Source organism: Blattabacterium cuenoti (assembly GCF_014251335.1).
GTDB classification, from domain to species: domain Bacteria; phylum Bacteroidota; class Bacteroidia; order Flavobacteriales; family Blattabacteriaceae; genus Blattabacterium; species Blattabacterium cuenoti_G.
Genome location: NZ_CP059186.1, coordinates 568,455 through 583,491 on the forward strand (window position 1 = coordinate 568,455; position 15,037 = coordinate 583,491).

At 25.4% G+C, this 15,037-nt stretch carries 13 protein-coding genes; 5 read left to right on the top strand and 8 right to left on the bottom strand.

Annotated elements, in window-relative coordinates:
* Positions 1–24 precede the first annotated feature (24 nt).
* Positions 25–294, bottom strand: a complete 270-nt coding sequence (locus tag H0H73_RS02775) for an acyl carrier protein (RefSeq protein ID WP_185852508.1) — start codon at positions 292–294, stop codon at positions 25–27.
* A gap of 88 nt (positions 295–382) precedes the next feature.
* Here H0H73_RS02775 and H0H73_RS02780 point away from each other — a divergent pair, with 88 nt between their 5' ends.
* On the top strand, positions 383–1,966 hold the full coding sequence (locus tag H0H73_RS02780; RefSeq protein ID WP_185852101.1) for a phosphoenolpyruvate carboxykinase (ATP): 1,584 nt from the start codon (positions 383–385) through the stop codon (positions 1,964–1,966).
* 8 nt (positions 1,967–1,974) lie between these two features.
* On the opposite strand, the gene H0H73_RS02785 is transcribed toward H0H73_RS02780, so the two are convergent.
* Positions 1,975–2,601 carry a riboflavin synthase gene (locus H0H73_RS02785; RefSeq protein ID WP_317168011.1) on the bottom strand — a complete coding sequence of 209 codons (627 nt, stop codon included), beginning with the start codon at positions 2,599–2,601 and terminating at the stop codon, positions 1,975–1,977.
* A 22-nt stretch (positions 2,602–2,623) separates the two neighbouring features.
* Here H0H73_RS02785 and pdxA point away from each other — a divergent pair, with 22 nt between their 5' ends.
* A complete protein-coding gene (gene pdxA / locus H0H73_RS02790) occupies positions 2,624–3,667 on the top strand; it encodes a 4-hydroxythreonine-4-phosphate dehydrogenase PdxA (protein WP_185852510.1) in 1,044 nt (347 codons plus the stop codon).
* Here pdxA and H0H73_RS02795 read toward each other — a convergent pair.
* Both H0H73_RS02795 and atpD read right to left on the bottom strand, forming a co-directional pair.
* A complete protein-coding gene (locus H0H73_RS02795; RefSeq protein WP_185852102.1) occupies positions 3,662–3,892 on the bottom strand; it encodes a FoF1 ATP synthase subunit delta/epsilon in 231 nt (76 codons plus the stop codon). The genes pdxA and H0H73_RS02795 overlap by 6 nt on opposite strands.
* 8 nt (positions 3,893–3,900) lie before the next feature.
* Positions 3,901–5,409: a F0F1 ATP synthase subunit beta gene (gene atpD, locus H0H73_RS02800; RefSeq protein WP_185852511.1), complete on the bottom strand. Its 1,509-nt coding sequence runs from the start codon at positions 5,407–5,409 to the stop codon at positions 3,901–3,903.
* A 76-nt stretch (positions 5,410–5,485) separates the two neighbouring features.
* Between atpD and H0H73_RS02805 the strand changes: the two genes are divergently transcribed.
* Positions 5,486–6,424 carry a bifunctional riboflavin kinase/FAD synthetase gene (locus H0H73_RS02805; protein WP_185852103.1) on the top strand — a complete coding sequence of 313 codons (939 nt, stop codon included), beginning with the start codon at positions 5,486–5,488 and terminating at the stop codon, positions 6,422–6,424.
* A complete protein-coding gene (locus H0H73_RS02810) occupies positions 6,408–9,074 on the top strand; it encodes a PD-(D/E)XK nuclease family protein (RefSeq protein ID WP_185852104.1) in 2,667 nt (888 codons plus the stop codon). Before H0H73_RS02805 ends, H0H73_RS02810 begins: the two co-directional genes overlap by 17 nt.
* Here H0H73_RS02810 and leuB read toward each other — a convergent pair.
* From leuB to H0H73_RS02830, 4 genes are read right to left on the bottom strand one after another with little or no spacing between them, the layout of a single operon-like run.
* Entirely contained in the window at positions 9,068–10,126 is a 1,059-nt protein-coding gene (gene leuB, locus H0H73_RS02815) for a 3-isopropylmalate dehydrogenase (RefSeq protein WP_185852105.1), read from the bottom strand. The genes H0H73_RS02810 and leuB overlap by 7 nt on opposite strands.
* Complete coding sequence (gene leuD / locus H0H73_RS02820; RefSeq protein WP_185852106.1) at positions 10,123–10,722, bottom strand: 3-isopropylmalate dehydratase small subunit; 600 nt, start codon at positions 10,720–10,722, stop codon at positions 10,123–10,125. Before leuD ends, leuB begins: the two co-directional genes overlap by 4 nt.
* The gene (gene leuC, locus H0H73_RS02825) at positions 10,697–12,097 is read right to left on the bottom strand and encodes a 3-isopropylmalate dehydratase large subunit (protein WP_185852107.1); all 1,401 of its coding nucleotides are present in this window, start codon (positions 12,095–12,097) and stop codon (positions 10,697–10,699) included. Before leuC ends, leuD begins: the two co-directional genes overlap by 26 nt.
* 9 nt (positions 12,098–12,106) lie before the next feature.
* On the bottom strand, positions 12,107–13,333 hold the full coding sequence (locus H0H73_RS02830) for a 2-isopropylmalate synthase (protein WP_185852108.1): 1,227 nt from the start codon (positions 13,331–13,333) through the stop codon (positions 12,107–12,109).
* 139 nt (positions 13,334–13,472) lie between these two features.
* Here H0H73_RS02830 and H0H73_RS02835 point away from each other — a divergent pair, with 139 nt between their 5' ends.
* Positions 13,473–15,032, top strand: a complete 1,560-nt coding sequence (locus H0H73_RS02835) for a hypothetical protein (protein ID WP_185852109.1) — start codon at positions 13,473–13,475, stop codon at positions 15,030–15,032.
* Positions 15,033–15,037: the final 5 nt, after the last annotated feature.

Genomic DNA, 15,037 nt, shown 5'->3' on the forward strand with positions numbered 1-15,037 from the left:
TACATAAAAAAATATCTGTATAATCTAATCCGTTTTTTTTTCTTCTACATTCTTTTTTTCTATTAAAAGGTTTTCTATGGCCTGAACGGCCTCACCTACTGTTGTTATTTTTTCAGCTTTCTCATCTGAGATACTAATGTTAAATTCTTTCTCAAACTCCATAATGAGTTCTACTATATCTAGGGAATCGGCTCCTAAATCATTAGTAAAGCTAGCAGTAGGAGTAATATCACTTTCTTCTACACTTAATTTTTCTACAATTAGAGCACTAACTTTGGATGCAATATCAGACATAGATTCATAATTTTTTTTATGATACAAAATTAGTAAACTTTTGTAAATCATATATAAATTTGCTTGACGTATAAATAGTACATGACATATGATCTCTTTTTCTCTAAAAAATTATGGAATTTTGAATTCTTCATGTAATTGGCAACTTACGCCTTATGAACTACAAAAAATTATTATTCAAAAAAAAATGGGAGTTGAAACAAAATCAGGGGTTTTAACTATAAATACAGGTTCCTTTACTGGAAGGGCTCCAGAAGATAGATTTATTGTAAAAGATAAGATTACAGAACAAAAAGTTTGGTGGGATGAAAAATTTAATCAATCTTTCGATTCAGAAAAATTTGATTGTTTATATCAAAAATTTGCGCAATATTTATCTGGAAAAACATTATATATACGAGATGGATATCTTTGTTCAGATAAACGTTATCAATTAAATGTTCGTTCTATTAGTGAATATCCATGGTCTGATTTATTTATTCATAATCTCTTTTTAAGATTCACAAATTTGGAAAAAATTTTACCAGATTGGTTATTATTGTGTGCTCCAGGATTTCTGGCTAATCCTATAAAAGATGGGACACGAAATAAAAATTTTTCTATATTAAATTTTTCTAAAAAAATAATCTTGATTGGAGGATCAGGATATACAGGGGAAATTAAAAAATCTATATTTTCCGTTCTCAATTTTATACTTCCTATCTATAAAAATGTTTTTCCTATGCATTGTGCCGCAAATGTAGGAAAACATAAAAAAGATACAGCTTTATTTTTTGGATTATCTGGAACAGGAAAAACAACTATTTCTAATGATATCAATAGAAATTTGGTTGGAGATGATGAACATGGATGGACTTATGATAATATCGTATTCAATTTTGAAGGAGGATGTTATGCTAAAATATTGGGTATTTCTCAAAAAAATGAACCTATGATTTATCATGCTATAAGAAAAGGAGCAATGTTGGAAAATGTAACTTTCAAAAAAGAAACTAAAGAAGTAGATTTTTTAAATGATTCCATTACTCAAAATATGAGAATCAGCTATCCTATTTATTTTATAAAAAATATTGAGGAAAAACTATTATCTTCTAATATAAGAAACATTTTTTTTCTAACATATGATGCTTTTGGTGTTTTACCACCTATATCTAAACTTAATAAAGCACAATCTTCTTATTATTTTTTATTAGGCTACACATCTAAAGTTGCTGGGACTGAATTAAATATTCAAAAACCAAAAGCAACTTTCTCTTCTTGTTTTGGTGCTCCATTTATGCCTTTACATCCCGTTCTGTATACGAAAATGTTAATGAAAAAATTAGATAATACTAAAATCAATGTTTGGATGATTAATACCGGATTGATATCTGGAGGATTTTCATCTGGATATCGTATAAAATTAGATGATACACGTAAAATTGTGCAAAATGCTTTGAATGGTTTTTTATCAGAAGTTCCTTACGAAAAATATCCTATTTTTAATTTTCAAATACCAAAATATTGTCCAGGAATATCTTCTAACATATTAAATCCGAAAAATTCATGGAATAATGAAAAAATGTATCAAAATCAAGTAAAAATACTTGCTCAAAAATTTATTCAACATTTTAATATATATAAACAATACATAGACAAAAATATTTCGTCTGGAGAACCTGTTTTAGAGTAGAATAAGATCTATATATTTTTACAATATTTTTGTATAGATTTATTAATATATTTTGCTAATATATCAAATTCTACATTTACAATATCCCCAATCTTCATCATGTGAAGATTGGTTTTTTCATAAGTGTAAGGAAGAATAGAAACGTGAAATGTATATTGATCACATCTTATGATAGTAAGACTTATTCCATTAATAGCAATAGAACCTTTTTCTACAACTAGATGATCCAATCTATTTTTAGATTTAAAAAAAAACAGCCAACTTCCATTTCTATTTTCAATTTTAATAATCGTAGCAGTTGTATCCACATGTCCTTGAACTATATGTCCATTTAACCTTTTATGTAACATAATCCCCCTTTCTAAATTCACTTCATCTTGAATTTTTAAAAAATTTAAGTTAGTACATAATAAAGTTTCTTCAGATGCTATAACTGAATAAGTTTTTTTGTTTATATCCATAATGCTTAAACATATTCCATTATGACAAATACTTTGATTGATTTGAATTGCATTATTTAAAAATGGATTATTGAAAGTTATCCGAAGATTGTTTTTTTCACGATTAAATTGATGTACTTTTGCAATACATTCTACGATTCCAGTAAACATATAATGGTTTATAATTTTTTTCATATTTTTAAACTAAATTATATATATATATGAATCATATAAAAAAAAAATTAAAGTAGGATTTACTACGGGTGATATTAATGGAATAGGAATAGAGATTTTTTTGAAAGTATGTTCTAAAAAAAAACTTTTAGACTTTTTTACTCCGATATTATTTGGTTCTACCAAATTATGTTTTTATTACAAAAAAATTTTAAATTTAGAAATCAATAATATACGAGAAGTAAAAAATTTTAAAGAAGTTCTTGATTATAAAATCAATATTTTCAATATATGGAAAGAAGATATTAAATTTGAATCTATAAAAATCAATCATCCTGAATCAGGAAAATATCCGATTTCATCTTTAAAAAAAGCTGTAAAAGCTTTAAAAGAAGGAAAAGTAGATGTACTTGTTACAGCTCCTGTTAATAAAAAATACATGAATTTAAAGAATTTTTCATTTTTTGGGCATACTGAGTATCTACAAAATGTTTTAGGGGGAGATTCCTTAATGTTGATGATTCATGATATTTTAAAAATAGCATTAGTCACTAATCATTTACCTTTAAAAAAGGTCAGTTCAGAATTAAATATAAAAAAAATAATAAAATCAATAAAAATTTTACGTCAATCTCTTATCATAGATTTTTCTATAGAAAAACCTAAAATTGCAGTTTTAGGATGTAATCCACATTCAAGTGATAATGGATTAATAGGGAATGAAGAAAAAATAAAAATCAAACCAGCTATTGATAGTTTATTTCAAAAACAAGGATGGTTAGTTTTTGGTCCTTATCCTTCAGATAGTTTTTTTGGGAATCAAAGCTATCGAAATTTTGATGCAATTTTAGCTATGTATCACGATCAAGGATTAATACCTTTTAAAACCCTAACTTTTAATCAAGGAGTGAATTTTACAGCTGGACTTTCTCATATACGAACATCTCCTGATCATGGAGTTGCCTATGATATAGCTAAAAAGGGAATAGCTAATGAAAGTTCATTTGAAGAAGCAATTTTTAACGCTATAAAAATATTTAAAAATAGAAAAGAATATATGGAATTTAGTTTATCCAAATTATCATAAAATTACAATAATCAGATTACTTTTCACTTGTAAAAGTCCACCTTCTATCTGAATTTTCTTTTTTACATCTTTTGATTCTAATTTTAAAAAACCATTTTTTAATATAGAAATAAATGGAGCATGATTTTTTAATATTTGAAAATATCCATAGTAGCCAGGAGCTATAATAGAAATTATATTTTTTTGATATAAAATTTTATGATAGCTGATAATTTTTATTTTCATAAATTTATTTATGTCAATAACATTTTTTTCCCACTTTCTATAACTTGTTCAATAGTTCCTTTTAAATTAAAAGCGGCTTCTGGTATATCATCTAACTCTCCGTATATTATCATATTGAATCCTTTTATAGTATCTTCAATTTTTACAAATTCACCTTCTATTCCCGTAAATTGTTTTGCCACATGAAATGGTTGAGATAAAAAACGTTGAACCCGTCTAGCTCTAGAAACTATTAATTGATCTTCTTCACTTAATTCTTCTATTCCAAGAATAGCTATAATGTCTTGTAAAGAATTATATTTTTGTAAAATTTCCTTCACCTTTTGTGCGCAATTATAATGGTTTTCATTTATTATATCTGGAGATAAAATACGAGAAGTAGAATCTAAAGGATCTACTGCAGGGTAAATTCCTAAAGATGCTATTTTTCTGGAAAGAACGGTAGTTGCATCTAAATGCGAAAATGTGATAGAAGGGGCAGGATCTGTTAAATCGTCTGCTGGAACATAAACAGCTTGCACTGAAGTGATAGATCCTGTTTTTGTAGAAGTTATTCTTTCTTGCATAGTTCCCATTTCAGAAGATAAAGTAGGCTGATATCCTACTGATGAAGGAATTCTTCCTAATAACGCTGAAATTTCTGATCCAGCTTGAGTGAAACGAAATATATTATCTATAAAAAATAATACATCTTGTCCTTTTTTTCCTTCTAAATATTGATCTCTATAATATTCAGCTAATGTTAACCCTGATAAAGCAACTCTTGCTCTGGCTCCTGGTGGTTCATTCATTTGCCCGAAAACAAAAGCAGCTTTAGACTCCTTAAGAGATTCTTTATCTATCTTAGATAGATCCCAATATCCTTTTTTCATGGATTCCATAAAAGACTTTCCATATTTTATAATTCCAGATTCCAACATTTCTCTTAATAGATCGTTTCCTTCTCTAGATCTTTCACCTACTCCTGCAAAAACCGATTTTCCTCCATGTCCTTTTGCTACATTATTAATTAATTCTTGTATTAATACAGTTTTTCCAACTCCTGCTCCTCCAAATAACCCAATTTTTCCTCCTTTAGGATAAGGTTCTATTAAATCTATAACCTTAATTCCTGTATACAAAATCTCTGTATCAGTAGATAAATCTACAAATGCAGGAGATTTACTATGAATAGGCTTACTTTCCGATTTATCGACATCTCCTAATCCGTCGATACAATCTCCTAAAACATTAAAAACCCTACCATTAATAGATTCACCTACAGGAACGCAAATTGGTTTATCTAATGCATAAACTTCTTGCCCTCTTTGCAATCCATCCGTAATTTCCATAGATATACAACGAACATTCCTATCTCCCATATGTTGTTGAACTTCCAATACAATTTTATCTTTTTTATATGAATATACTTCTAAAGCATCATAAATTTTAGGAAGATAAGAACCTTCTTTAAAAGAAACATCGATTACTGGTCCTATAATTTGAGTAATTATTCCTTTAAATTTTTTTTGATGCATCATGTAATCCCTTTTTTTTTAACATTTATACAATTAAATTTGTAATTGTAAATGTAAGAGAAAAAAGATAAAAACTTTGAAAATTTATTCATTGATTGATGAATTTTCTTCTTTATATCCATGTGTATTTACACTTGGAGTTTTTGATGGCGTTCATATAGGGCATCAAAAAATTATTAAAAATTTAATTTTTAGATCTAAAAAAAAATATTGTCCCGTACTGCTGACTTTTCATCCACATCCAAAAGAAATATTGAATTCTAATAAAAATTTTCTTTATTTAAATACTCTTTCTGAAAGAATATATAATTTAAAAAAAACAGGAATAGAACATTTAATCATTCATCCTTTTACTATAAATTTTTCAAAATTAAGAACAAAAGATTTTTTAAAAAAAATTTTACATCCTAAATATAGGATTCAAAAAATCATTACTGGATACGATTCTCACATCGGAAGAAATAGAGATAATTCTTACGAAGAATTAAAAAAATTATCTTATAATTATGGCATAAAAGTTTATCAAGTTAGTCCTCTTAAATTAAGCGAAAGAATTGTGAGTTCTACTCACATACGTGAATCTCTTTTATTAGGAGATATACAATGGGCCAATCAAGCTTTGGGATATTTATATACATTATCTGGGTATGTCATACCAGGAAAAGGCATAGGAAGAATGATTAATTTTCCTACTGCAAATCTAAAAGTAGAATCAAAAAAATTGATCCCTAAAAAAGGTGTATATGCTGTAAAAATTTATTATTTGAATAATATGTATTTAGGAATGTTAAATATAGGAAACAACCCTACTATAGAGAGTAAAAATAAAGAAATAAAAATAGAAGTACATATATTCGATTTTTTCGAAAATATATATGGAAAAAAAATAGATATTTTAATGATTCATATAATACGTGAAGAAAAAAAATTTAATTCTATACAAGAATTGAAAGAACAAATATGTATAGATAAAATAAATATAAAAAAATTTTTTTCTCGTGAAAAAAAAAGTTGATAAAATTATTAAACATATTATATTAGAAAATTTAAATAAAAAAATTTTTTTTATATCAAAAGTTCCTACTATTATAGAATATATAAAAAATAAATACAGTTCAAAATACAGTTCAAAAATTAATTTTTTTACAATAGAAGAATTTTTTGAAATTATTTCTGGACTAAAAATTTTAGATAATCATTCAACACTACTTTATTTTTTTTCTATTTTAAAAAAGAATGATTTCATAGAAAAAAATTTTCATGATTTTTTTAATTGGGGGCCTAAAATATTAAATGATTTTCAAAATATAGATTTTAACATGGTTAATGTTGAATATTTTTTTTCATCTATTATTTCCAGAGAAAAGATAAACAAATGGAATCTTAATCTTTTAGAACAAGAAAAAAATTTTTTTTGGGAAAAAATTCATAAATACTATTATCTTTTACAATCTCAACTTTTCAAAAAAGGAATAGCTTATCATGGAATGCTTTTCAAAACAGCAATTTCTCGTTTAGATTCCTTTTTATATCAAAATTTTAATATAAAAATTGTATTATTTCTTGTTGATTCTATTGTATTTAATGAATGCGAAAAAATTTTTACTAAAAAAATTTTTCAAAAAGGACTAGTTTATGATTTATGTAAAGAAAATATTTCAATTTTGAATCCAGTGCTTTTGAATAAAAAGATAATTCCGAATTCAAAAAAATATTTACAATTACAATATGATAATTTAAAAATTATTGGTGTTTCAAAAGAAATAGAACAAGTTAAAACTGTGGAGGATATCATATGTAAATTCATAAAAAAAAATAAAAAACCTAACAAAATACTTTTAATACCAGGAGATAACTCTTTAACTATTCCATTAATACATTCTATAAAAAAAAAATTAGGAATTAATGTCTCTTTCAATATCAATTTTCCATTAAATGATATTCCTATTTATTATACTTTTTATTCTATATTCCAATTACTCTTAAAAAAAGATAAATTCAAAAAATTTACTAGAAAAGATGTTATAAGAGTATTATCTAATGGATATATTCAAAAATTTTTTTTAAAGAAAAATTTAATATTAAAAAAATTTTATATCGAAAATGATTCTGATTTTATTTGCGAAGACACAATAAAAAAATATTTATATAGAAATGATTTATGGATTATTTTTAAAATTCCAACTAATAATATTAAAATAATTCTTATAAGTATTATCAGCTTTATAAGAAAATTTATAAAATTACTTTTTACGAAAAAAAGAAAACATTTTTTGGAACTAAAATTTATTTTCAAACTAGAGACTTATATACAAAAATTAAGGATAATAATTAGAAAAACTAAAAATTTATCTATAGGCATCAATGATATATTTAACATATATGAAGAGTTTACTCATACAGAAAATATAAGATACATACATAGAAATATAAGAGGATTATATGTAACAGGTTTCATAGACATTTTTTTCGAAAATTTTGATGTTGTGATTATTACGTCTTTTAATGAAGGAGTAATTCCTCCAAGTTATAAAAAAAATTCTTTTATTCCCTTTGATATATATCAAAAATTAAAAATAAATAATACAAATGAAAATTTTTATTTTCATCATTTAACAAGGATTATTAAATTTTCAAAAAAAACATATTTAATATATAAAGATCAACCAGATGAAATTAATTCTGGAGAAAAAAGTCGTTTTATTCATAGGATAGAAATAAGTTCTAAAATATCAACAGAAAAAATAAATAAACCATTCTTTCCTATAAATTCAAAAAGACAACCTATTATCATTAATAAAACAAAATCTATAATTCAACGTTTAGATGAATTAATCGATAAAGGATTATCCCCTTCTTCCATTCATTTATACAATTATAATCCTCTTTTATTCTACTATAAAAAAATACTGAAATTAAATCCCCCAGAAGAAACATCTTATAAAAAAAAAATAGGAAAAATTATTCATCAAATATTAAAAATATTATATGACCCTATAAAAGAAAATTTTATTACCATTGATTTTATTCATAAAATGAAAAAAAATTATGAATATACTATAAAAAAAGTTCTTTTAGGAAAAAAGGAAATTATTGAAGGAAATAATATGTTTTTTTATTATGTAATAAAAAATTATATAGAAAATTTTATTTCATGGGATGAAAAATTTGTTATAAACGGCCATAAAATTTTTATAAAAGAAATAGAACGGAAAGTCTCTGCAACATTAAATATTGGAGCAAGAAAAATAAATTTGCATGGTATTATAGATCGTATAGATGAATTTGATGGGACAACTCGTATTCTTGATTACAAAATAGGATTTTCAAAAATGAAGGAGATCAATATTTATTTAAAAAATATGGAAAATATTTTCTATGATATAAATCATGCGAAAACTATGCAATTGCTTATTTATATTTATTTATGGTTTAAATCTTCCACATTTAAAGGATGTCAAAAAAAACCTCCTATCATAGGAATTGTTTCTCCAAAAATGAATGGAAGTATATTCCAAATTCCTATAAATATTTTTCACATACAAAAAATTCAAAAAACAAACATAACATATTTAGATTATAAAATGAATGTTCTACCATTTCTCATTAAAAGGATTTCTGATATTCTAGATCATAGAATTCCGATCGTAGAAAAAATTTATTGATTTAGAATATATTTTTCTATATAATTACCGACTTCTTCAGTTGTAGAAGAGAATTTTGAATCAATAATATCTTGTGTACATATTTTTTTTTCAATAGAGTGTTTCACTGCTTTTTCTAAAAGATTTTTTTCTTGATGCATCCCAAAATATTCTAACATCATAGAACCTGAAAGAATACATCCTAAAGGATTTGCAATATTTTTCCCTTTAGCTTGAGGATAGGATCCATGTATAGGTTCAAACATAGATTTATGATCTCCTATAGAAGCAGAAGGCAGTAGTCCGACTGAACTTGTTAAAACACTCGATTCATCTGAAAGAATATCTCCGAACATGTTATCCGTTAAAATAATATCAAATTTTTTTGGATTCATAATAATTTGCATAGAAGCGTTGTCTATATACAAAAAATCTAGAGATACATCGGAATAGTCCAACGATATTTTTTTAATTACTTCTCTCCACAATCTAGAAGTTTCTAATACGTTAGCCTTATCCACTAATGTTACTTTTTTTTTACGAAAAAGAGCAGCTTTAAAAGCCATTTCCCCAATTTTTTCAATTTCTGATTTAGAATAAATGCAATAATCATATGCTTTTTCTCCATTTTTACAACGACCTTTCTCTCCAAAATAAATTCCTCCCGTTAATTCACGATATATAATAAAATCAACTTCATTTAATAATTCCTTTTTTATAGGAGATTTATCTAAATTAGGATAGACTACTACAGGACGAATATTACAATATAAATTCATTTTTTTTCTGAGTTTCAACAATCCATCTTCAGGCCTCATTCCTCTTGGATTATGATCGTGTTTTGGATCTCCTATACAACCAAATAAAACAGCATCTGATTTGAAACAATTATCTATAGTTTCTTCAGGCATAGGATCTCCAAATTTTTCTATGGCTTTAGATCCAGCTAAAATATTTTTATAATGAAAATTGTGACCATATTTTATAGCTATGGAATTTAAAACTTTCATCGTTTGCCTTATAATTTCAGGTCCTATGCCATCTCCTTCTATTACAGAGATATTTTTTATCATATTAAAACAAATCTTCTATTTTTTTCAAAATTTTCTACATCATTTTTAATGGAAATTAAGAAATCTATATCATCATAACCATGTATGAAAGAATTTTTTTTATATGGATGTATATGAAATTTATCAAATTCTCCCGTTTTTAGTATTGTAACTTTTTGATCAATTAAATCAACTTTTATTTGAATTTTCGGATTTTTTTCTACTACATTAAATAATTTATTTAAGAAATGTTCGGATACTTCTACAACTAATAATCCGTTATTTAATGCATTTTCTTTAAAAATATCAGCAAAAAAACTAGATATTATCACTCTAAATCCATAATAAAAAATAGCCCACGCAGCATGTTCACGACTGGATCCACAACCAAAATTCCTTCCTGATAAAAGAATTTTTCCATGAAAATTAGAATCATTTAATATAAAATTTTTATTTAAGGAACCATCTTTTTGATAACGCCAATCCATAAAAAGATTTTTTCCACATTTTTCACGGTCAATCTCTTTTAAAAAACGAGCAGGAATAATTTGATCTGTATCAACATCTTCTATAAATAATGGAACAACCTGACTAATTAACATCGTTAATCTTTTCATAAATATATTTATTAATATCTACAATTTTACCTTCAATAGCTACAATAGCGGCAGTCAAAGGACTAGCTAGTAAAGTACGAGACCCTGGGCCCTGTCTTCCTTCAAAATTTCTATTAGATGTAGAAATACAATATTCTCCTGCAGGAATTTTATCTTCATTCATTCCCAAACAAGCAGAACATCCTGGTTGACGAAAATCAAATCCAGAATTTTTAAAAATCTTATCTAATCCTTCTTTTTTAACTTGTTTAACAACTTGATTTGATCCAGGAACGATCATTACTTCTACATGATTTGCTTTTCTTTTTCCTTGTATTATAGAAGCCACCAATCTCAAATCTTCTATTCTGGAATTTGTGCAACTTCCTATAAAAATGTAATTAATCGTTTTTCCTATCAAAGATTCACCTAATGAAAACCCCATATAATCCAAAGATTTATAATCTATACCCAATTTCGGAATTCTTTCTGATATTTTTATTGACATTCCGGGATTTGTTCCATATGTTATCATAGGTTCAATATCTTCAGCTTTTAATAGATATTCTTTATCAAATATTGTATTATCGTCTGTTTTTAAAGATTCCCAATACTCTATGAGTTGTTTCTCTTTTGTTTTAAATTTTTGAAATCTTTTACATTTTTTGACATAATCAAAAGTAATTTCATCTGGAGCTATTAATCCACCTTTTGCCCCCATTTCAATGCTCATATTACAAATAGTCATTCTCCCTTCCATACTCATTTTTTTAATAGTAGATCCCATATATTCTACAAAATATCCAACCCCCGCATCCACTCCTAATTTTGATATGATATATAAAATTACATCTTTCGGAGTAACTCCTTTTCTTAAATTTCCATTTAATTGTATTTTCATTTGTTTAGGCTTGGATAACAATAAACATTGACTAGCCATAACCATAGTGACTTGACTGGTCCCAATTCCAAAAGCTATACAACCAAAAGCTCCATGAGTTGAAGTATGACTATCTCCACAAACTATTGTCATACCAGGTAAAGTATAACCCAATTCAGGCCCAATCACATGCACTATTCCATTATTTTTATTTCCTAATTCATATAATGTGATTCCAAATTTATTACAATTATCTGTTAATAAATTTATTTGCTTTCTAGATAAAGGATCTGAAATAGGTAAATGTTGATTAATTGTAGGAACGTTATGATCTGCCGTTGCTATAATTTGATTAGGTCTAAAAATAGATAAATTCCTTTTTTTTAACTCTATAAAGGCTTGAGGACTTGTTACTTCATGTATATAATGTCTATCTATATAAAGAATATATATTTTATTTTCCAATTTTTTAACAACATGTAAGTCCCAAATTTTATCAAATAATGATTTTGACATTGTTTCCTGTTATACAATATTTATTCTTCTATTACTACTACTATTATTCGTATTAATATGTAATACTTTATTTATATTCTTATTCAAATTAGCTTTTTCTAATATAGTTTTTAATTCCATATCAGTAATTTCTTTCTTTTCATCTGCATATTTCAAAAAAATAGAATAAACTAAATCTAAAGAATGTTCATTTAAGAAACACCCTAATTTTTTATAACGATATGCTAAAGCGGCCCTTCCACTTCTAGCTGTAAGAATTATTGAAGATTGATCTATTCCAACGTCTTCTGGATTAATACTTTCATAAGTTTCCCTTTTTTTTATGACTCCATCTTGATGGATTCCAGAAGAATGAGAAAAAGCGTTAATTCCTACTATAGCTTTATTGGCTTGCACTTTCATTCCCGTACATTCTGATACTAAATAACTCGTAGAAGAAATTAATTTTGTATTAATATTAGTAAACAAATTTAAATGAGAATTTTGCTTAATAATCATAACAATTTCTTCTAAAGAAGTGTTTCCTGCTCTTTCTCCGATTCCATTAATGGTGCATTCTACTTGTTCTGCTCCACTCATAACTCCAGCTAATGAATTAGCTGTAGCTAATCCTAAATCATTATGACAGTGAGTAGATAATATGATGTTATCAATCCCTTTTACATTTTCTTTCAAAAAACGGATTTTATTTCCATATTCTTCTGGCAAACAATATCCTGTAGTATCTGGTATATTAATTACTGTTGCTCCATACTTAATCACATTTTCACAAACTTTTGCTAAGAATTCATTTTCTGTCCGTCCTGCATCTTCAGCATAAAATTCCACATCTTCCACGAATTTTTTTGCATATTTCACTGCATATATAGCTCTTTCTAGGATTTTTTCTGGAGTGCTGTTAAATTTATAACGAATATGATAATTTGAAGTTCCTATACCAGTGTGAATTCTAGGCCTATTAGCATATTTTAATGCTACCCCCGCTATTTCTATATCCTTTTCCACAGCTCTAGACAAGGCACAAATTACAGCTTTTGTAATTGACTTACATATTTCTTGAACAGATTGATAATCTCCCGGACTTGAAGTGGGAAATCCTGCTTCTATTACATCTACTCCTAAAGATTCTAATTTTTTAGCTATTTTCACTTTTTCTTTCGTATTTAATTTACATCCTGGAACCTGTTCTCCATCTCGTAAAGTTGTATCAAAAATTTGTATTCTCTTTTTTTCCATATCATGGGATTATTTTCATCAAAACTATTTTTTCCAAAAAGAAAACAGAAATAAATTATTATAACACTTACAATCTCTAATTAAAAAAATTCTCTTATATTTTTCTATTAATCAAATTAAATATTATTATAAAATTACAATGTCTAATTACAATAATAATAAATCATATCATCTATTTTTATTAATTCAAACTTTATCAAAATCAGAGAAAAGAAATTTTAGACTTTATGCAAATCGTATAAAAAGAAATAAATACGCTAAGTTCATGAAATTATTCGAAATCATGAATAAAATGAGTTATTACAACGAACAAAAAATATTAAAAAATGTTCCAATAAAAAAAGAACAATTATCTAATATGAAAGCTCATTTATATAAACAAATTTTGACTAGTCTTAAAAAATTACAACATACTGTAGAAAATCATGATATACAAATTCGTGAATATTTAGATTTTGCTAAAATTTTATACAACAAAGGTTTATATATACAAAGTTTAAAATTATTAGGAAAAGCAAAAATTATTGCTAGATCTTGTGAATATAATACAATTCTCTTAGAATTAGTAGAATTTGAAAAAATGATAGAATCTCAACATATAACTAGAAGTCTTTATTCTAGGTCTGGAGAATTATCCGCAGAATCAAAAGAATTAATTGAAAGAATTCAATGCAACAATGCATTATCTAGTCTTTCTTTAGAATTATATGGTTTATATTTAAAAGTAGGATATGTAAGGAACGAAAAAGATAAAATATTTATAGAAACATATTTTCGTACCAATCTTCCAAAATTTGATATTGATAAACTTAGTTTTTACGAAAAATTATTTTTATATCAAGCTCAAGTGTGGTATCATTACATTCGACAAGATTTCATAATGTGCTATAGATCATCTTATAAATGGGTTGAATTGTTTAAAAATCATACAAAAGCTAAAAAAATAGCTCCTGTAAGCTATTTAAAAGGATATCATTACTTGTTAGATACTTTATTTTATTTAAATCATTATTCAAAATTTATTCATGTATTTAAACAATTTGAAAAAGAAGTAAAAAATGGAGAAATACTGATAAATGGGAATACTAAAATATTGATTTTTATGTATACATATACTAATCGGATCAATAAACATTATATGGAGGGAAGCTTTTCAAAAGGAGTTAAAGAAGTTATCCCATCATTATTTATAGAATTTAATAAAATCTTTCATCGTTTAGATTCTCATTATATTATGATTCTTTATTATAAAATTGCTTGTTTATATTTTGGTAGTGGAGATAATGAAAATACTATTCGGTATTTGTCAAAGATTATGGAAAATAAAAAAAAAAATTTACGACAAGATTTGCAATGTTTTTCAAGGCTTTTACATTTAATTGCGTGTTACGAAAGCGGATTAGACGAAAATATGGATCAAAAAATTCAATCTACATATAAATTTTTTATACAAATGGATGATTGGTATGTTGTACAAAAGAAAATTATTCATTTTTTTCAAAATTTAGGAAACGTATATCCACATCAAATTAAAAATCAATTTAAAAGATTAAGAGATAAATTAATTAAATATTATGATCACCCTTATGAAAAAAGAACTTTTCTCTATTTAGATATTATTTCTTGGTTAAATTCGAAAATAGAAAATAAATCTGTAGAACTGATTATAAAGGAAAGATTTATAAAAAATAACAAATAAGAAAA